The sequence below is a fragment of the Acidimicrobiales bacterium genome, from assembly GCA_036378675.1.
Lineage (GTDB): Bacteria > Actinomycetota > Acidimicrobiia > Acidimicrobiales > Palsa-688 > DASUWA01.
The window spans coordinates 135,960-153,978 of sequence record DASUWA010000054.1; the positions used below are offsets into that span (position 1 = coordinate 135,960).

The 18,019-nt window shown below is 66.4% G+C and carries 19 protein-coding genes; 8 read left to right on the forward strand and 11 right to left on the reverse strand.

From position 1 onward, the window contains the following. Window positions 1-2 precede the first annotated feature (2 nt). The 8 genes from VFZ97_17210 (at window position 3) to VFZ97_17245 (ending at window position 8,644) form a co-directional block, all read left to right on the forward strand. On the forward strand, window positions 3-1,955 hold the full coding sequence (locus VFZ97_17210; GenBank protein HEX6395175.1) for an ABC transporter permease: 1,953 nt from the start codon (window positions 3-5) through the stop codon (window positions 1,953-1,955). Continuing rightward, on the forward strand, window positions 1,933-2,763 hold the full coding sequence (locus VFZ97_17215; GenBank protein ID HEX6395176.1) for an ABC transporter ATP-binding protein: 831 nt from the start codon (window positions 1,933-1,935) through the stop codon (window positions 2,761-2,763). The genes VFZ97_17210 and VFZ97_17215 overlap by 23 nt, the downstream gene beginning before the upstream one ends. Next, the gene (locus VFZ97_17220) at window positions 2,760-3,467 is read left to right on the forward strand and encodes an ABC transporter ATP-binding protein (protein HEX6395177.1); all 708 of its coding nucleotides are present in this window, start codon (window positions 2,760-2,762) and stop codon (window positions 3,465-3,467) included. Before VFZ97_17215 ends, VFZ97_17220 begins: the two co-directional genes overlap by 4 nt. 34 nt (window positions 3,468-3,501) lie before the next feature. After that, entirely contained in the window at window positions 3,502-4,965 is a 1,464-nt protein-coding gene (locus VFZ97_17225; protein HEX6395178.1) for a hypothetical protein, read from the forward strand. Next, window positions 4,962-5,693: a hypothetical protein gene (locus VFZ97_17230; protein ID HEX6395179.1), complete on the forward strand. Its 732-nt coding sequence runs from the start codon at window positions 4,962-4,964 to the stop codon at window positions 5,691-5,693. The genes VFZ97_17225 and VFZ97_17230 overlap by 4 nt, the downstream gene beginning before the upstream one ends. Before the next feature lie 208 nt (window positions 5,694-5,901). Continuing rightward, on the forward strand, window positions 5,902-6,762 hold the full coding sequence (locus tag VFZ97_17235; protein HEX6395180.1) for a phytanoyl-CoA dioxygenase family protein: 861 nt from the start codon (window positions 5,902-5,904) through the stop codon (window positions 6,760-6,762). Between the two features lie 77 nt (window positions 6,763-6,839). Continuing rightward, window positions 6,840-7,463, forward strand: a complete 624-nt coding sequence (locus tag VFZ97_17240) for a MarR family winged helix-turn-helix transcriptional regulator (GenBank protein ID HEX6395181.1) — start codon at window positions 6,840-6,842, stop codon at window positions 7,461-7,463. An 11-nt stretch (window positions 7,464-7,474) separates the two neighbouring features. Continuing rightward, window positions 7,475-8,644 (forward strand): Coenzyme F420 hydrogenase/dehydrogenase, beta subunit C-terminal domain, encoded by a 1,170-nt coding sequence (locus tag VFZ97_17245; GenBank protein ID HEX6395182.1) that lies wholly within the window; start codon window positions 7,475-7,477, stop codon window positions 8,642-8,644. A 237-nt stretch (window positions 8,645-8,881) separates the two neighbouring features. Here VFZ97_17245 and VFZ97_17250 read toward each other — a convergent pair whose 3' ends face one another. The 11 genes from VFZ97_17250 to VFZ97_17300 all read right to left on the reverse strand — a co-directional run. Beyond that, window positions 8,882-9,334: a PPOX class F420-dependent oxidoreductase gene (locus VFZ97_17250; protein HEX6395183.1), complete on the reverse strand. Its 453-nt coding sequence runs from the start codon at window positions 9,332-9,334 to the stop codon at window positions 8,882-8,884. A gap of 68 nt (window positions 9,335-9,402) precedes the next feature. Beyond that, window positions 9,403-9,501, reverse strand: coding sequence for an AURKAIP1/COX24 domain-containing protein (locus VFZ97_17255; GenBank protein HEX6395184.1), 99 nt, complete (start codon window positions 9,499-9,501; stop codon window positions 9,403-9,405). A gap of 73 nt (window positions 9,502-9,574) precedes the next feature. After that, window positions 9,575-10,636: a hypothetical protein gene (locus tag VFZ97_17260; GenBank protein ID HEX6395185.1), complete on the reverse strand. Its 1,062-nt coding sequence runs from the start codon at window positions 10,634-10,636 to the stop codon at window positions 9,575-9,577. Between the two features lie 142 nt (window positions 10,637-10,778). Further along, on the reverse strand, window positions 10,779-11,552 hold the full coding sequence (locus VFZ97_17265) for a 4-(cytidine 5'-diphospho)-2-C-methyl-D-erythritol kinase (protein ID HEX6395186.1): 774 nt from the start codon (window positions 11,550-11,552) through the stop codon (window positions 10,779-10,781). Then, window positions 11,545-12,399 (reverse strand): 16S rRNA (adenine(1518)-N(6)/adenine(1519)-N(6))-dimethyltransferase RsmA, encoded by an 855-nt coding sequence (gene rsmA, locus VFZ97_17270; protein HEX6395187.1) that lies wholly within the window; start codon window positions 12,397-12,399, stop codon window positions 11,545-11,547. The genes VFZ97_17265 and rsmA overlap by 8 nt, the downstream gene beginning before the upstream one ends. A 54-nt stretch (window positions 12,400-12,453) precedes the next feature. Then, entirely contained in the window at window positions 12,454-13,227 is a 774-nt protein-coding gene (locus VFZ97_17275) for a TatD family hydrolase (GenBank protein HEX6395188.1), read from the reverse strand. Between the two features lie 12 nt (window positions 13,228-13,239). Continuing rightward, window positions 13,240-14,754: a methionine--tRNA ligase gene (metG, locus tag VFZ97_17280; GenBank protein ID HEX6395189.1), complete on the reverse strand. Its 1,515-nt coding sequence runs from the start codon at window positions 14,752-14,754 to the stop codon at window positions 13,240-13,242. A gap of 95 nt (window positions 14,755-14,849) precedes the next feature. Next, window positions 14,850-15,686 (reverse strand): 16S rRNA (cytidine(1402)-2'-O)-methyltransferase, encoded by an 837-nt coding sequence (rsmI, locus tag VFZ97_17285; protein ID HEX6395190.1) that lies wholly within the window; start codon window positions 15,684-15,686, stop codon window positions 14,850-14,852. Beyond that, a complete protein-coding gene (locus VFZ97_17290) occupies window positions 15,683-16,021 on the reverse strand; it encodes a hypothetical protein (GenBank protein HEX6395191.1) in 339 nt (112 codons plus the stop codon). The genes rsmI and VFZ97_17290 overlap by 4 nt, the downstream gene beginning before the upstream one ends. A gap of 2 nt (window positions 16,022-16,023) precedes the next feature. Further along, window positions 16,024-17,100, reverse strand: a complete 1,077-nt coding sequence (gene ychF, locus VFZ97_17295) for a redox-regulated ATPase YchF (protein HEX6395192.1) — start codon at window positions 17,098-17,100, stop codon at window positions 16,024-16,026. Window positions 17,101-17,216: 116 nt separating this feature from the next. Then, window positions 17,217-18,019: adenosine kinase (locus VFZ97_17300; protein HEX6395193.1), on the reverse strand; the 803-nt coding region annotated here is incomplete at its 5' end.

An 18,019-nucleotide genomic window follows, 5' to 3' on the forward strand; every position in this document is an offset into this window, starting at 1 on the left:
CGATGAGCGAGTTCATCGGACTCACCATCGCCGGGATATCACTGGGCGCGATCTACGCGATCGCGGCCTCCGGCCTGGTCGTGACTTACACGACCAGCGGTGTGTTCAACTTCGCGCACGGCGCGATCGGCATGATCATGGCCTTCGCCTACTGGCAACTGAGGGTCAGCGACCACTGGGCGGCTCCGTACGCGTTGGGTTTGGTTTTGTTGGTGCTTGCCCCGCTTCTGGGCGTGTTGCTGGAGCGCGTTCTCATAAGGCACATCAACATCAACGACACCGGACTGACCCTCGTGGTGACTCTGGCCATACTCGTCGCGCTGATGGGCATCGCGTTCACGGTCTGGCCGCAGACGACCGGCCGAACTCTCAATCTGTTCTTCGGTCCGAACCGGCACATCGTCATCGACGGGAACCGGGTGAGCTACGCAGAGATCCTCACGATCGTGCTCGCCGCGGCCGTGGCCGGCGGGCTGCGGCTGTTCTTCTACAACACACGCCTCGGTATTGCGATGCGCGGAGTGGTCGACGACCGCTCCCTCATGGCTCTGAACGGTGGCAGGCCCAAGTCGTTGAATGCTCTCTCGTGGATGATCGGAGCCTCGCTCGGCGCGCTCGCCGGGATTCTTCAAGCCTCGACGGCCGCGCTCGACATCCTCAACCTGACCTTGCTCGTGCTCAACAGCTTCGCCGCGGCGATGCTCGGCCGGCTCCGAAGCCTTCCGCTCACATTCGCAGGCGCGATGGTCATCGGATTGGCGGACGCCTACGTCACCGGATACGTCAACCTGAGCGGCTGGCTGGTGCACCTGCGACCGGTCCTTCCGACCCTGTTCCTGTTCATCGTCCTGCTAGCCCTTCCGGCGGTGCGTCTGCGCGCAGGTGTCGCGCCGGTGGCCAAGGCGGTGAGAATCCCGAGCGCCCGCGGCAGCCTGGTGAACGCCGCGCTGCTCGTGGCGATTGCGGTGATCGTCGCTCCTTTCTTGCACGGAACCGTGCTCGGAAACGTGAACACGGGCGTCTCTCTCGCCATCGGTGCGCTGTCGATCGTGCTGCTGTCCGGCTACGGGGGTCAGATCTCGCTCAGCCAGTACACGTTCTTCGGTCTCGGGGCGTACGTGTTCGCTCACACAGGGCACCACGGCAATCCGGTCGGTCTGCTCGTCGCGGCACTCGCCGGAGCAGCGCTCGGCGCGGTCGTCGCGCTGCCTGCGTTGAGGTTGCGAGGACTCGAGCTGGCGCTGTCGACCCTCGCGTTCGGGCAGCTCGCCTACTACCTGTTCTTCCTTCAGGACTCTGTGATGGGCCGCAGCGACCTGGTCATCCCACGCCTGCACCTTCCGGGGATCGACATGGGCAACGACCGCACGAACCTGGTGGTGATGACGGCGATCTTCGCGTTGCTCGCCGCAGGGATCCTTGCAATCCGTCGTGGCCCGTTCGGGCGGTTGCTCAACGCGACCAAGGACAGCCAGGCCGCCTGCGCGACCCTCGGGCTCAACCTTCGCCTGACCAAGGTGGCTCTGTTCTCGCTGGCGACCGCGATCGCGACGTTCGGCGGCGCACTGTACGGTTCCACCCAGCACACCGTCACCAGCGACAACTTCCAATACATCGAGAGCCTCTTCATCGTCCTCATCGTCTACATCTGGGGGGTGTCGACTCCGGGAGGTGCGCTCGCCGGCAGCCTCTCTCTTGCACTGGCGCCGCAGATCGCCATTCACCTTCCGTCGCGCTTCGCGGCGGTCACCTATTTCATGACCGGTTTCGGTGCACTCGGCCTCGTGTTGCGTCCCGAGGGCATCATCGCAAGCACCGGCGAGCAACTGAGGGAACAGCTCGCGCGCATCAGAGGCCTGCGAGGTCGGGGGCTGCCCGGCCGGCCGCTCGCCGCGGACATGAGCCCGTCACCGTCACCTGTCGAGGTCAGCCGTGCCACTGTTGCAGACGCTTGACGTAACGGTCCGCTTCGGCGGGGTGACCGCGTTGCAGGACGTGTCGATAGCCGCGGACGCGGCGCGCATCACCGGGCTGATCGGACCGAACGGCGCGGGCAAGACCACCATCTTCAACGTGATCACCGGCCTTCAGATGCCAACCCAGGGGCAAGTGCTGATCGACGATCAGCCGGTGACCGATTTGCCCGTCCATCGCCGGGCGAGGCTGGGCATCGCCCGCACGTTCCAGCGGCTCGAGATATTCGGTTCGCTCACCGTCCGCGAGAACATCCAGGTCGCCGGCGAGATAAGGAGGCGATGGAGCCGGGAGCGCTTCGACGTCGACGAACAGACCGACACGATCCTCGAGAGGACCGGTCTTTACCGGCTCGGCGACGCCCCGGCCAACACGCTTCCGACAGGCTTGGCGAGGCTGACCGAGCTCGGCCGCGCGCTGGCAACCCGCCCCAGGCTCCTGCTCCTCGACGAGCCGGGCTCCGGCCTGGACACGGCAGAGTCGGAAGCGTTCGGGCACCTGCTCCGCGAACTCGCCGGGGACGGGCTGGGGATCCTTCTCGTCGAGCACGACATGGAGCTGATCATGGACGTGTGCGAATGGATCCATGTTCTCGACTTCGGCGTCCAGATCGCCGAAGGAACAGCAGCACACGTGCGCAACGACCGCAAGGTCCAAGAGGCTTACCTCGGCGCCGGCGAAGGAACCGAGGAGCTCGACGAGCTATCGCCCGAAGGCGAGACTTCCATCGGTTTGGGCCGCCCCGACCTTGACGACGATCCCACCGTCGAGCTCGAGACCCGCGCGTGATCCCGCCGGCGGTCCAGCTGATCGACATGAAAGCGGCTTATGGCCGCATCGAGGTTCTGCACGGGGTCAACCTGCTGGTCCCCGCCGGAACGCTGTTCGCGCTCCTCGGTCCCAACGGCGCTGGCAAGACCACGACTCTGAAGGTCATCGACGGGCGCCACAACCCGGCGTCGGGCTGCGTGCACATCGGCGGCCAGCACCTGAACGGCGTGGGGGCCGACCGTCTGGCCCGCGCCGGAGTGTGCAGCATCCCGGAGGGACGGGGGATCTTTCCCAATCTGACCGTCGAAGAGAACCTGAAGGTGATGACCTACGGCACGGGCAACTCGGGCGTGCGGGAGGTCGAGGAGAAGACGTTCGCCCGTTTTCCGATTCTCGCCGAGAGGCGCAAGCAGGTCGCCGGAACGCTTTCCGGGGGCCAGCAGCAAATGCTCGCGATGGCGCGGGCGGTGGTCACCGACCCCGCGCTGCTGCTGCTCGACGAGCTGTCGATGGGCCTCGCCCCGCTGGTGGTCTCCGAGCTGTACGACGTGCTCGGCCAGCTGGCGGCGGAGGGCATGACCGTCCTGCTCGTGGAGCAGTTCGCCCGAACTGCGCTCGCGATAGCCGACTACGCCGCGGTCATGGTGCACGGACAGATACAGGCGGTGGGCCAACCGGCCGACATGGAGGACGTCGCCGGCGCCTACCTTGGAGGTAATTGATGCCCTCTTGGCGAAACTCGCTCCGGGTGAACAGATGAAGAGCCGCACGATATCCCGGGTTCGCCGTCGCGCGATTGTGGGGCTAGCCGCCGCCTCCGCGCTGGTGGGGCTGGTCCTCCCCTCCGCGTCCGCGCGCGCCGACACCACCCTGATCGGATGGACCGTGCAGTCGGACGCCAACCCCTTCGACTTCGTCATCGACAACTCCGCCGGCCTATCCGGCGTGCACCCCCTCGCCGAGGCCGACGTCCCCGAGGACGCCACCGACTTCGAGACGGGCCCGTTCGGCCACGCTCTGGCGTCGGTGGTCTGGCCAGGCGGAACCGCCGGCAACCTCGGGTCGCTCTCCGGGCAGCTGGGGCTGCCGGCCCAGCTGGCTGCCGTGCTGGCGAAAGCGAACGACCCGGTCCGGGCTGAAACCTTCTACCCCGCCGGGCCGGGCGACTCCACCTACCCGCCTGGCTCGCCTACCAACGGCGTCGTCGAAATGGTGTCTCACGCCGACGCCAACGGGGCTTCCGCTTCGTCGGGGCTTTCCGATTTCGCCGTCAACGGGCTGTTCCAGGTCCAGGGAATTCAGGGCAGCTCCAGCTCGTCCGCCGCGAGCGTCGCCACCTCCAAGGCAACCGGGTCTTTCGCGAGCCTGAGCATCCTTGGCGGGATGATCACCATCGGCGCGACGACGTCGACCGCTACCGCGACGAGCGACGGCGCCAACAACGTCCACGGCCAGGCCAGCACCCACATCGGGGCCATAACCATCGACGGGCAGCAGGTCAGCGTCGGGAACGACGGCATCACAGTCGGGCCGGCGCAAACCAACGCCATCGGCTCCCTGACCAACCCGGTCATCCAGCAGGTCAACCAGCTGATCTCGACCTTCCGCATCACCATGACCCCCCTCCCGCAGACCGAGACGAGCCAGTCGCCCACCGAGACGATCACGTCGGCCGGCTTGAAGATCAGCCTTTCGCTTCCCACGGATCTCGCGGTCAACCTCGACTGCGGGTCGATCATCCCCTCGCAGGCGTCGCAGCTGGACGTGCTCTGCACCCTCCCCGGTTTCCTCCAGGGAGCCAGCCTCACGATCACGATCGGTCGGGCCACCGCCACGGCGATCGCCACTCCGCCGTTCCCGGTGGACCTCGGCGGCCTCGGCGGCGGCGGAGGGACGGGGTTGCTCGGTAACGCCGGCGGGTCGGGCACCGCCGCCGGCGCCGCTGCGGCCATCCAGTCCGGCACGGACACCGGAAACTCGGCCCCGAGCCTTTCAGTCTCACCAGTCACGTCGGGAACCGCGCCGACGACGGCGCCGGCGGTCTCCCACAACTCGCTCGGCGCGCTGACTCCGGTCGACTTGTCGCACCCGATCAGAGCCGGGCTGCTCGTCTGGCTGCTGATCCTCGCTGTCGCGACAGGCGCTGGCATAATCCGAATGGGGAGGCAACTGGACCTCGCTCCCCCCGAAAGTGTCTGCCCGCTCGAGGAGAGCTCATGACCAGCGCCGTTCATCCGGGAGGCTACGAAGCGGAGAACCCGGCCGATGCCGAATCGGTCCCGCCGCGCCACGCCGCGCTGATGGGATCTCTCGCACGGCTGCGACCCGCACGGTCGAGGAACTTCCCCCTCGAGACGGTGATGTTGGTGCTGGGAGGGCTTCTCCTACCGATCGGCGTGATCACGATCATCGTGGGCTGGTACGGGGCGGCCCACACCCCCAAGCTGTACGAGCAGAACGACTACCTGATCTCCGGCGGGATGCTCGGGCTGGGCCTGGTGTTCATCGGCGGGTTCCTCTATTTCAGCTACTGGGTCACCCGGCAGATCCGCACCACCAGTACCGCGGCCCAGCAGACGCTGCGGGCGTTGTCCCGTATCGAGGCTCAGCTGGCGAGCGGGTCGCATTCGTCCAACGGGGCCAGCAACGGATACAGGGTTGACGTCACCGATACCGCGCCCGGCGCCGCCGCTCAGCACGAGGAGCCGGTCGGTTCGGGTCGCCGGCCGCGCCGGCGGGCGGAGACAGAAGCCGCGACCGTGACGGCCCGTGCCACCTCCGGGAGCTACACCTCTACGGCCGCCCGCCAGCTGGTCGCCACCGAGCGCGGAACCCTCGTTCACCGGCCCGACTGCCCGGTCGTGGCGACCAAGGAGAACCTGCGCACCGTCGACTCCGACACCCCCGGTTTCCGGCCCTGCCAGATCTGCAACCCTCTCGACCACTGAGTCGACAACCTGGGGTCGACAACTGGGGTCGACAAACAGGGGTCGACAAACAGGGGGCGGCGTAGCCTTAGGGCATCAAAGGCTATCTGGGTAGACTAAAGGAACTATAGTTCCTCTAAGCTACCCACCTGCGGTGAAGCAGGATCATCCGGTGGGTGACCGACGGCGAATAACCTGAATTCTTCTGTTCGCCGCCGAAAGAGGTCATTTGCCATCAACGGTCAGTTCCAACGGAGTGGAGGTCCCCTTCGACGACCGGCACTTCGCGCCGCTCCGAGACAGCTCCGATGTCGCCGGCGACGCCCGAGCCCTGTCCGAGCGCTACGTGGCGGACGGCTACCTGTACCTTCGCGGCTACCTCGACGGGGGCGAGGTGCGGTCGATGCGAGAAGCCTACTTTTCGCTTTTCGATCCTTCGTACCTGAAGGCGGGCACGTCGCCTGACGAGGGTGTGTTCTCGGGTGAACGGCCGCCGGACCTGCCGGCTCACGGGGTGGCGGGGCATCCGGCGCACGCGTTCGTGAGGAGTGAGGTCTTCGACCGGTTCGTCTCTCAGCAACGGCTGCTCGAACTCGCCCGGGCGGTCCTCGGCGGTCCGGCGTGGAGGCTGCCCCGTTCGATAGTCCGCCACTTCGACCGGTCGACGCCCCGCGCGTCGAGGGCCCACGTCGACCACACCTACCTGGACCAAGGAAGCGACCACCTCCTGACGATGTGGATCCCTCTCGGGGACTGCCCGCTGCCGGCCGGGGGCCTGATCTACCTCGAATCGTCGCATCAGATGGACGAGGCCGAGTTCGAACCGCTGAAGTCGGTCACCGACCGGCCCGACGACCGCCGGCCGATCACCCATGACCTCGCCCTGGTTGCGCACACCACCGGCCGGCGCTGGCTGTGGGCGAATTTCGAAGCCGGCGACGTCACCGTCCACTCGCCGCACCTGGTCCATGCCTCGCTCGACACCATCACCGACGAAATGCGGCTGTCGGCCGATGTTCGATTCCTCCGGGAAGGCGACCAGGCCGACCCGCGTTGGCTTCAGGCGTGGGCGGGCGACGACGGGAACTGACCCGGCGCCAGTCAGAGATCGTTTGGGGCGGATCGTTGATAGATCAACTATCTGTGGTCGGCTAGTACAATGACAGCGTGGGGACGGCCCTCGATATGAGCGATGGCGCCGGCGACGATCGCCCGGCGGCCGAGCCGCGCTGGTTGAACACCCAGGAAAGCCGTGCGTGGAGGGGCTATCTGGCGATGAGCGAACTGCTACACAGCCAGATCACCAGCGATCTCCTCGCCGAGACCGGACTGTCGTACGCCGACTACCAGGTGCTGGTCAACCTGTCCGAGGCGGAGGAGAGGCGGGTCCGGATGACCGAGCTCGCCACCCGGCTCGACTGGTCCAAGAGCCGGCTCTCACACCAGTTCGCCCGGATGGAAGCCCGCGGCCTGGTGAGGCGCGAGGACTGCCCGTCTGACGCGCGAGGAGCGTTCGCGGTGCTGACCGACGAGGGCATGGAAGAGATCCGCCGGGCCGCTCCGTCGCACGTCGAGAGCGTCAGGCGGCACCTCATCGACCTTCTAGACCCAGACCAGATCACACAGCTCGAAGGGATCACCCGCTCGGTGCTCGAGCACCTGCGCACGCTGCCGGTAGGCCGGAAGCTCGGCACCGCCAGCTGCCCCACGGGTGCGGCCGACGAGGATTCAGTGTGCGCCGCGGCGCTCGAGGGCCGTGGCGAGCAGGTAGCCGCCGGCCGCTCCCGCTAGCCTCGCCCCTCGTGACCGCGACCGAATCTGCACCTGCGAAGGAGCGCTGGAGGGCGCAGTGGGCGGAGCTTTTTTCCGAGGTGGTGACCTCCGGGCTCTGCACCGGCTGCGCGGGGTGCATCGTCGCCTGCCCACACGACGTCCTCGGTTACGACGACAAGAACGGGGCCTTCAAGCCGTACCACCTGGAGGAGGAACTCGGCCCGAGCGACTGCATCCACGGCCAGAAGGGCTGCACCAGCTGCACCAGGGCGTGCCCCCGCTTCCGGGACTGGGAACCGGAGGTCGACACCTTCATGTTCGGGCGCGAGCGGGACGCCGACGACATGGCCGGCGTCGCCAAGGACATCTTCCTAGCCCGGGCGACCGACCCCCAGATCCACGAGCAGGGTCAGGACGGCGGTCTGGTTTCGGCGATCCTGCTCTGGTGCCTAGCCAACGACAAGATCGACGCTGCACTTGTATCCGCGCTCGAAGGCGACGGCTCGACCTGGCGGGCGGTGCCGGCGGTCGCCCGGACCCGTGAGGAGGTCCTGGCCGGCGCGGGGTCCCGGTACACCTACTCCGCCAACACCCTGGGGTACGCGAACGCGATCGAGGGCGGGGCGGAACGGCTGGCCCTGGTCGGGATGAGCTGCCAGGCCTCGGTGCCGGGGATCATGAAGGCCCGGAAGGCGGGGAAGGTGGCGCGGCGGATGGCTTTGTCCATCGGATTGCTGTGCTCCAAGACGTTTGACGACGCGATCTTCGAGGAGCTCTTCGAGGCCAAGTACGGCCTGAAGAAAGAGGAGATCGTGAAGATGAACATCAAGGGTGTTTTCCAGGTCTGGATGCGCGACGGCTCGTACCACGAGATCCCGCTGAAGGAGTGCCACGCGTGGACACGCGAGGGGTGCAAGCTCTGCCCCGACTTCGCCGCCGAGCACGCCGACATATCGACCGGCGGGATCGGGGCGTTCAACGACTGGACCCTCACGATCGTCCGCACCGATCTCGGGCGGGAAATCATCGACGGGATGCTCGCCGACGGGGTGATCGAGACGCGGCCAGGCGACGACGACCCAGGGGCCATTGCGTTGCTGCGGAAGCTTTCGATCGTCTCGCGCCGGCGGTGGCCCGAGACTGCCGTGCCGGCGCCCCGGGTTGGGGTTCCGCCTCCGAAGGCGAAGCCCGCTCCTTAGCGTTCGCCGGCTGGGTGTGGCCGGCGGTCGGAGGCAGAGGCGGAGGCGGTCGGCCGGCTTTCGGAGCGGCGTCGTACCGCCCGACCAGCCCGACGCTGGACACTGTTTGGGCGTGAAAATTGGTTTTGGGCATGGGATTCGACGCGACACGGCCGAATTCCACTCCCAAACGCATAAACCATCGCCCAGAGGCGGCCCTCCTCGGACGTAGGAACGGCCGCCCCGAGAGCTACCCCCCTACAGCTTGCGGTGGTCCCAGGAGACGATCTTGTCGATGTCTACGCTGACGAGAAGGCGGTTCTTCATCATCATCTCGACGCCGGCGCGTTGCTCCTCGCTGTAGGGGCCGATGTATCTCTCCCACATCGACACGCCGAATTTCCAGATCTGATCAGGATCCTCGATGATGCGGGCCTTGCCCACCACCTCGACCCCGCGCAACTGGTCGTAGGTGTCGCCGGCCTCGACGAGGAAGGTGATGCGCGGATCCCGCCGGAGGTTCTGGACCTTCTGGGACTTCGCCTTTGTCTCGACGGCGATGGTCCCGTCGAGGAACGCGTACCACATGGCGACTGCGTGGATGGACCCGTCGGGGTGCATCGAGCACATGGTGGTGGTCCGCTCCTCCTGGAGGAAGTTGTCCACCTCTTCGGGGCTCATCCTGATCTCGCTGCGTCGGTTCACACCCATGGCCGAGAAGCCTGCCATACAGGGCCCCGGGCGGCACGGCCGCCAGCTGGGACCGGATGACGAGTCGGCTATCGACCAGCCCGGCGCTGCCAGCGGGTCGCCTTGAGCATCTTCTTGTGCTTTTTCTTGCGCATGCGCTTGCGGCGCTTCTTGATCAGCGAACCCACGAGGTTGGCACACTAGCGGTCCCGCAGGAGGTGCCTCCAACCGGCAAACTGCGACCGCCGGCGGGACGTCGACTCATCCCTTGAGCGGGCCGTTGGTAGCGGTCGTCTGGGCGAGGGCGTCGGAGAACTCCTCATCGAAGAAGACCCGCCCCGACGGGTCGACGTTCAGCCCGTCGTGGGGATGGGCGCCCGGTGGGTTGTAGAAGGTGAACGGACCACCGCCCTCGGGGATCCAGCCGAAAGCGCCGTGTCCGCTGGGTCCGCCATTTGAGTTCATAACGGAATCGTCGAACCAGATGCGACCGTCGTGGTACAAGATTCCCGAAGTGTGGAACCCACAAAAAGCACCACATGTGCTGTAGACATTTTCCCTTACCCCGTTGTTGGTCCCGGGTTGTGCCTGCTGGACATTCAATGTGCCGACAGCACCGACAAAACCCTCCGACCACCACGGGTTGCCATGCTGATCCTCGGTAATCAAGTGAGGGGTCAGGCCGATGGTCGGCGTGTTGCGAATCTTGTACTCGACAATTCCACGATCGGGCGTGAACTCACCGATCTGAGCTACCGAGTCGTTGTTCTCGGTAAACCAAACGGGCCCGTTCGGGTCCACGGTGATGCCGTAAGGCATGCTGTCGGGGGTTGGGGTGGCAAACTCGGAGAAAATTCGGGTAGCCGGGTCGAAGGTCGCTATTTTGCTCGCCAGGTTTTCGGTGAACCAGACCTTGCCTCGGGGATCAACGGCGAGGTCCCACGGCTCGGCACTGCCAGTCGGAACGGCCCATTCCGCGACCGACCCGTTTGAGGGGTCGTACACGCCAACCGAGTTGCTCAGCGGCAAGGTGAACCAAACCCTGCCGTCCGGAGCCACCGCCACGAACAGCGGCCGGCTGTCAATGCCCAACGTGACGACAATGGTGAACTGGTGGGTGTTGGGATTGAAGAGGGCCAACTTGCCTGGGAGCGTGCTCTGGGCGCACGGGTTCGACACGTCCGGCAGGTCGCACCCAGGCATGGCCACCCACAGATTCCCGCTCACGTCGAATGAGGTACCCCAAGGATCGCCGCCGGGAGTTGCGTAATCGGCCACTTTGAACGGGACCGTTGCGAACGCCAAACCCGCGGTTGCGAGCACGAAAATACCGAATGCCGCAACAGCGACCGCAAGCCGTCCGAGGCCCGTTCTGAACCTTCTGCGCCTGAAATGCATCGCGCGGTACCCCTTCAAACGTCATGCCGACACCCGATCAGAGTTCTGAACACCCCCGTTTGATGCGCTATCGGGTAACTCGTACAACAACCCGGCCCTCGCCGGGAAACGCACCCTCGACGAACCAGGTGCCGCCGCTGCCCGCGAGCCTCGGCGTCTCCCCCGTCGATTCGCCCAGGCGGTCCCGCCACTCGATCAAACCGGGCTCGACAGCAAGGGCTGCGGGTTCCAGGTCATTGCCGTTGTCGCCGGCAGGCCCGCCGAGCCGGTCCCACGCCTGATACACCTGCGCGCTGGACACGTGTAGAGGCGGGCAGAGCAGGGTCAGCGAACGCCCCGCGACTTCGGCGAAGTCCAACGGCTCCACCTGCTCACCGATCCCCGTGACCCTGGCCCGGCCGCCGACAACGCAGAACGCCACGTCCGCTCCAAGCTTCACCGCGCTCTCGATATCGACGATCCCGGCCCACCGCAGCACCGCTGCTGCATCGGCCGATCCGCCGCCGAGGCCGGCGCCGGCCGGTATCCGCTTGTGAAGCCGGACGTGGGCCGAGCAGCCGGCGAACCGGAGCGCTCGGTTTACGAGGTTGTCCTCGCCTCCCGAAATCCCCAGCCCGGTGAACGTCGACAGTGCTCCCGCACGCGGGGAGTCCACGATCTCGAGTCCATCGCCTTCGGAGAGCTCGAGCTTGTCGGCCAGGTCCAGCGTGACCATCTCCGCGTCGATCAGGTGATATCCGTCATCGCGGCGCCCGGTGATCCGAAGCGAAAGCGTGAGCTTCGCTTTCGCTTCGAGAACGGCTGGGAGCGCACCGGTCGCTTCACCCACCGGGTCATTCATTGGGCGAGTCTCGCTCGATCGCGACTGTTGCAGCCAGCCGGCCCCAATCTTCGACGGTGAGCTGCTCAGCCCGCGCCTCGGGTGCCACCCCCGCAGCCTCGAACGCGCCTGGCGACGCCAAACCGCTCAGTGCGCGCCGCAGCATTTTGCGTCGTTGGGCGAACCCGGCACGCACCAGCCCGAACAAGCACTTGGCCTCGACCAGACCTGGATCCACCGCCGGCTCGGCGCGCCGGCGAATATCGACGAGCACCGATTCGACGTTTGGTCTCGGGACGAACACCGACGCCGGGACTTTTCCGACCACCGAGGCGATCGCCCAGTACGCGACCTTGACGGAGACCGCGCCGTAGGACGTGTCGCCGACCCTTGCAGCGAGCCGCTCCCCGACCTCCGACTGGACCATGACCAGCATGCGCGTCACTTGTGGAACGGTGTCGAGGAGGTCGGCAACCAGAGGGGTGGCGATGTTATAAGGAAGGTTCGCCACTAGGGTCCATTCCGGCGAGCCCTTTAGAAGTTCGTCCCAGTCGAGCTTCATCGCATCGCCGCGGACCACCAGCACTGAGCCCGGGCCGGCCTCGAACACCACCCGTTCGAGAACGGGCAACAAGTGCCGGTCTGCTTCCACCGCCAAGACGTCAGCTCCGGTCTCGGCCAAAGCGAGGGTCAGAGACCCCAATCCCGGGCCGACCTCGACCACGTGGTCACCGGGTCCAACTCCAGCAAGCCGGGCAATGCGCCGGACCGTGTTCGGGTCCGCGACGAAGTTCTGGCCGAGGGCCCGGCTCGGGCGCAGCCCGTGGCGGGCGAGCAGATCGCTGACCTGCCGGCGGCTCAGCGTCACCGGTCCGCCGGCTCATCAACCACGCTGTTCAACCACGCTGGTCAACCCGGCTGGTCAACCCGCCGGCGCCGAGCTGTCACCGCCGAGCCCGAACAATCGCTCCGCGTTCTGCCAGGTCGCTTGCTCGACCGCTTGCACAGGAACGCCGCGGAGCGAGGCGACTGCAGCCCCGACGACCGGCACCAGCGCCGGCCGGTTCGTCTTACCGCGGTGAGGAACCGGCGCCAGGAACGGGCTGTCGGTCTCGACGAGAAGGCGGTCCAGCGGGCATATAGCCGCCGCTTCTTGAACGTCGCTGGCGTTCTTGAACGTCACGATCCCCGAGAACGACAACGCCGCCCCCATCTCCACCCCTCTCATCGCTTGCTCGGGGCGTCCCGTAAAGCAGTGAAGAACCCACCGTTCGGGCGTTCCCACCGATTCCAGAATGTCGAACGTGTCGTCCCAGGCGTCGCGCGTGTGAACCACCAGCGCCAGACCGAGAGACGATGCCAGCGCTATCTGCTCGGCAAACGCAGCGCGCTGCGCCTCGCGTGGCGAGTGGTCGTAGTAATAGTCCAGTCCACACTCCCCGACTGCGACGACGGCAGGATCGCGCTTCTCCAATAGCGGTCGGATCGTCTCGACCCCGTAGCTCGCCTCGTGCGGATGCAGGCCAACCGTCGCCCAGACGCCGCGATTCGATTCGGCGGTTGCGACCGCGGCAGCCGAAGTTTTCGCATCGGTTCCCACGGTGATGATTCGGGTAACGCCGGCCGCCCGTGCCTCTTCGATCGCAGGCGCGGCCGCCCCGTCCCAGTCGAGATGGCAGTGGCTGTCGGTCCACACGGTGACCGCGCCCTAGCTCGTCTCGGTGATGCGGGGAAACAACGGGTCCCCGCGCTCCACCTTCAAGCCGCCGGGATACCCGCCCCACGACGCGGCCTCGGGGAGACGCTGATCTCTGACGTCACCCTCCAAACCGATTCGGCGCCAGATCTCCTGCGAGGCACGCGTCAGGGCTGGGCTGGACAGCAGCGCGACGATCCGAAGCGCCTCGAGGGCGTCACCGAGGACGGCTTCGACCGCAGGTCCCGGCTCGGCCTTCCACGGCTCGGCGGCCTCGAGCGCAGCGTTGGTCTCGCGCACGAGCCGCCACGTCGCCTCGAGCGCCTCACTCGGCGCTATCCGTTTCCAAGCTGCGGTCGCGTCCGCGAGGACCTCCGCGGCAACATCGGCGAGCCGACTCGATCCGTTCGGCGCGGGACCGATCCCGCCGCACTTGCGCTCCACGACGGTCGAAACGCGCGCGAGGAGGTTGCCGAGGTTGTTGGCCAGGTCCGCGTTGTAGCGCGCCACCATTCCCTCGTAAGAGAACTCGCCGTCGGGACCGAACGGCTGGTCTCTCAGGAAGTGGTAGCGAAAACCATCGACGCCGAAGACCGGAACCAGGCTCGCGGGCGCGATCCCGGTCAGCGACGACTTTGACATTTTCTCCCCGCCGACGAGCAGGAATCCGTGCACTGCGATCCGGTGGGGGGGATCGATGCCCGCGGCCATAAGCAGCGCCGGCCAGTACACGCAGTGGAACCGCAGGATGTCCTTGCCGATCAGGTGGTGGACCGCGGGCCACCACTTCTCGAATCGGTCGGGGTCGGCGCCGTAGCCGATAGCGGTGGCGTAGTTGATCAGCGCGTCGTACCACACGTAGAAGACGTGGTCCTCGTTCCAAGGGACCGGCACGCCCCATTTGATCGAGGTCCGAGAGATCGAGATGTCACGCAAACCGCCCCGGATGAGGCCGATGGCCTCGTTGCGCTTCGACTCCGGGGTGACCGCGCCGGGGTTCTCCTCGTACCACTTCAAGAGCCGGTCGGAGAACTCGGACAGCTTGAAGAAGTAGTTCTCTTCCTCGAGCCATTCCACGGGGGTCCGATGGATTGGGCAAAGACCGCCATCGAGCAGATCGGTCTCGGAGTAGTAAGCCTCGCAGGAGACGCAGTACCAACCGGTGTAAAGACGGAGGTCGATGTGACCGTTGTCGTAGGCAGCTTGCATCAGGCTGCGAGTCGCCAGGTAGTGGCGTTCTTCGGTGGTGCGGATGAAGTCGTCGTAGGAGATATCGAGTTGCGCCCAGACTTCCTTGAAGCGAGCGCTGGTCTGCTCCGCGTGCGCCTTCGGACTGAGGCCCTTCGCCTCGGCGGCTCGTTGCACTTTGAGCCCGTGCTCGTCGGTACCGGTCAGGAAGAACACCTCGTCTCCGAGGAGGCGGTGCCACCGCGCCAAAGCGTCAGCGGTCACGGTCGTGTAGGCGTGACCGATGTGCGGGACGTCGTTGACGTAGTAGATCGGTGTGGTGACGTAGAAGCGAGACACGATCAGACGAGGGTACGGGAAACGGGGACCCTGCCGGGGCGGATAACCAGCGCCCGAAAACCAGCTCCGGAAAAATGACGCAGAGCCGGTGTGCCCTAGCTCGCCGTTGCGTCTAGAGCGAGTTGGTAAACCCGCCGGCGGGACAGCCCGAGGGCGCCGGCAACCTCGTCAACCGCCACCCGCTTGGTCGCGCCAGCGTCGAAGCGTTCCCGAAGAGCAGAGAGAATGTCCTCGTCGGTCGGTTCGCCTGCGGGCGGCGCCCCGGCCACGACGATCGCCCACTCGCCCCTCGGCTCGGACTCCTGAACCCACCGCGAAGCCTCACCGAGGGTGCCTCGCCGGATCTCCTCGTGGATCTTCGTGAGCTCGCGCGCGACCGCGACCTGGCGGTCCGCCCCACAGGCGCCGGCCAGATCCGCCAGGGTCTTGCGTGCGCGATGGGGTGCCTCGTACAGAACGACGGTCCGGGTTTCCGCCGAGATCTGCCGTAGCCGTTCCGCCCGTTCCCGGCCCTGTCGCGGAAGGAAGCCTTCGAAGCAGAAGCGGTCGGTCGGCAGCCCGGACGCGACCAGGGCGACTACCAGTGCCGACGGGCCCGGAACGATCTCGAGCGCTACGCCGGCTTCCGCTGCGATGCGCACAAGCACAGAACCCGGATCGGAGATACCCGGCATGCCGGCGTCGGATACGACGGCGATCTGTGCGCCCGACTCGGCCATTGATAGAGCGTGCCGCGATGCCGCCTCTTCGTTGTGCTGGTGGAGTGCATATAGCTTCGGTGCGGGGATGGACGATGCAGACAGCAGTTTCCGAGTCCTCCGAGTGTCCTCGCAGAAGACGGCATCCGCGTCGCGAAGGGCCGCGACAGCACGAGATGAAAGGTCGCCGAGGTTGCCGATGGGCGTACCGACAAGAACGATCCTGCCGGTCAACTGCCTCGCACCTCGAGCCGGTCACCCACCTGAAGATGCCATCGCTCAAACGTGCCGCCGGCGGCCACGACGACCACTCGGGCGCGAAGACGAGGAAACGCGACGCGGTGGGCGGACAGCACGGAGATGCGCTTGACCAGGTACTCGCGGCGCCCGTCCTCGAGGTTCGTGGGGAGGCACCAGGCGACGTCGAGCTCGGAGGCGGTCGATGCTGTCAAGGTCTGCAAGAACGCCGGGCGGCTGATGACCACCGCTCCGCTGATCGACGTCTGCCACCCTTTGCGACGGTCCTCCACTGCCGCGAGGACGTCGTCTTCGCGGAGCAACCACGGCATAGTCAGACGTTGAATCGGATCTCGAGGACGTCACCGTCGACGACCTCGTACTCCTTGCCTTCGACCCGGAGTTTCCCCGCCTCCTTGGCCGCGTGCCAAGAGCCAAGCTGCAGAAGCTCGTCCCAGTGGATCACCTCGGCGCGAATGAACCCGCGCTGCAGGTCCGAATGGATCACCCCCGCACACTCGGGCGCTTTCGCACCGGCACGGAACGTCCAGGCGCGGCTTTCTTTGTCGCCAGTGGTGAAGAAGGTTCGGCGCCCGAGAAGGTGGTAAGCCGCGCGGGCTACCCGGGGTAGTGCGCCCTCCCCGAGTCCCAGCCCCTCCAGCAGTTCGGTCCGCTCGCTTGATTCCAGCTGGGCTGCTTCGGCTTCGAGTTTGACGCTCACGCCGAGCACATCGCCGTGCCCGCCGAGCTCGTCCGCGACCGGTTTGACGATGGCGTCTGCGCCGGAGACCTGATCCTCGCCCAGGTTGACGACCGCCAGAACCGGTTTGTTGGTGAGCAGGAAAAACGACTTGAGCAACGATCGGTCCTCGGCTGAAAGCGACGAGCGGTAGATCGGGACGCCGGAATCGAGTTCGGCCTTCGCGCGCTCCAGCGCGACAACCTCGCCGGCGAGGGACTTGTCCGTCTTAGCCGCCTTCCGTCTCTTCTCGACCTGGCTGTCGACCGTCGCTGCGTCTGCGAGTACGAGCTCGAGCTCGAGGACGCCGAGGTCGGAGAGCGGGTCGTGGTCGCCCACCACGTTGTCGTCCTCGAAGCCTCGCAGGACCAAACAAAGCGCGTCCGCTTCACGGATGCCGGCGAGAAACCGGTTTCCCAACCCCTCCCCGGTCGAAGCACCCGCGACCAGGCCGGCGATGTCGACGAACTCGACCGTCGCATGGACGACCTTGCGGCTGGAGCTCATCAGCCCAAGCTGGTCCACCCGTTGGTCCGGAACCTGGGCAACGCCGACCGTCGTCTCCGTGGTGGAGAACGGGTGCGGGGCGACCAGCGCCGACCCACCGGTCAGCGCGTTGAAAAGGCTCGACTTCCCGGAGTTGGGCAGCCCGACGATGCCGAGTTTCTCCATAGCGCTGGCAGGCTACCCTGGCGCTCCATGTCGAAGCGCACCCGGAAGGCCCGCTCTCGGGCCCGTCGAAACAAGGCCAACCACCGGCGGAAGCCGAACCGGGGGCGCTAAGCCCGTCAGATGAGTCCGCTGCGGCGGGCGAGTTCTTCGAGCGGCTGCTGGGGGCGGGCCCCGAGATGGGAGACGATTTCAGACGCCGCGAGCGCGCCGAGCTCCGCGCAGCGGCGGGGATCGAGTCCTGCGAGATAACCGAAAAGGAAACCGCCGGCGTAGCTATCTCCCGCTCCGGTTGTGTCGACGACTCGCTCGACCTTTGCGGCGGGTGCGCTGACGACTTTGCCGGCGGTGGAGACGATCGAACCGTTCGGTCCGAGGGTGACCGCGACGGTCGGGCACCGCTTCGCAAGGACCCCGAGCGCCTCATCTACTCGTCCTTGCGGGAACCCAGCCATCTCGCAGGCCTCCAGCTCGTTGGCGAACAGCAAGTCCACGCTGTCGAGGATGCGGTCGAAATGCTCCCGGTGAAGCTCGACCCAGGACGGGTCCGCCAACGAGAGGGCCACCTTGGTCCCGGATGCCTTGGCCACCTCGATGGTCTTCTCGACAGCGGCGTCGGTGTCACGCAGGCCGTAGAGGTAACCCTCGAGGTACACGACCTCGGCCCCGGCAATGACGTCGACGTCGAGATCGTCCGGCATCAACTTTGCACCGACGCCGAGGCTCGTGCACATGGTCTTTTCGGCGTCCGGAGACACCATGATCAGGGAACGCCCGGTTCCGAGCCCTTCCTTCGCCGGCGCCATCTCGAACGTGACCCCCGCGGCGCGAATGTCGTGCGCGAACACCTCGCCGAGCGCGTCGTTGCGTATTTTTCCTATGAATTTGACCTGCACACCGAAAGAGGCGACAACCGCCGCGG

Bases quoted from the DNA above. Each gene is read 5' to 3' on its own strand.
- VFZ97_17210 (HEX6395175.1), top strand. From the start codon at position 3: ATGAGCGAGTTCATCGGACTCACCATCGCCGGGATATCACTGGGCGCG.
- VFZ97_17225 (HEX6395178.1), top strand. From the start codon at position 3,502: ATGAAGAGCCGCACGATATCCCGGGTTCGCCGTCGCGCGATTGTGGGG.
- VFZ97_17230 (HEX6395179.1), top strand. From the start codon at position 4,962: ATGACCAGCGCCGTTCATCCGGGAGGCTACGAAGCGGAGAACCCGGCC.
- VFZ97_17250 (HEX6395183.1), bottom strand. From the start codon at position 9,334: ATGGGTGTGAACCGACGCAGCGAGATCAGGATGAGCCCCGAAGAGGTG.
- VFZ97_17265 (HEX6395186.1), bottom strand. From the start codon at position 11,552: ATGAATGACCCGGTGGGTGAAGCGACCGGTGCGCTCCCAGCCGTTCTC.
- VFZ97_17290 (HEX6395191.1), bottom strand. From the start codon at position 16,021: ATGCCGTGGTTGCTCCGCGAAGACGACGTCCTCGCGGCAGTGGAGGAC.
- ychF (HEX6395192.1), bottom strand. From the start codon at position 17,100: ATGGAGAAACTCGGCATCGTCGGGCTGCCCAACTCCGGGAAGTCGAGC.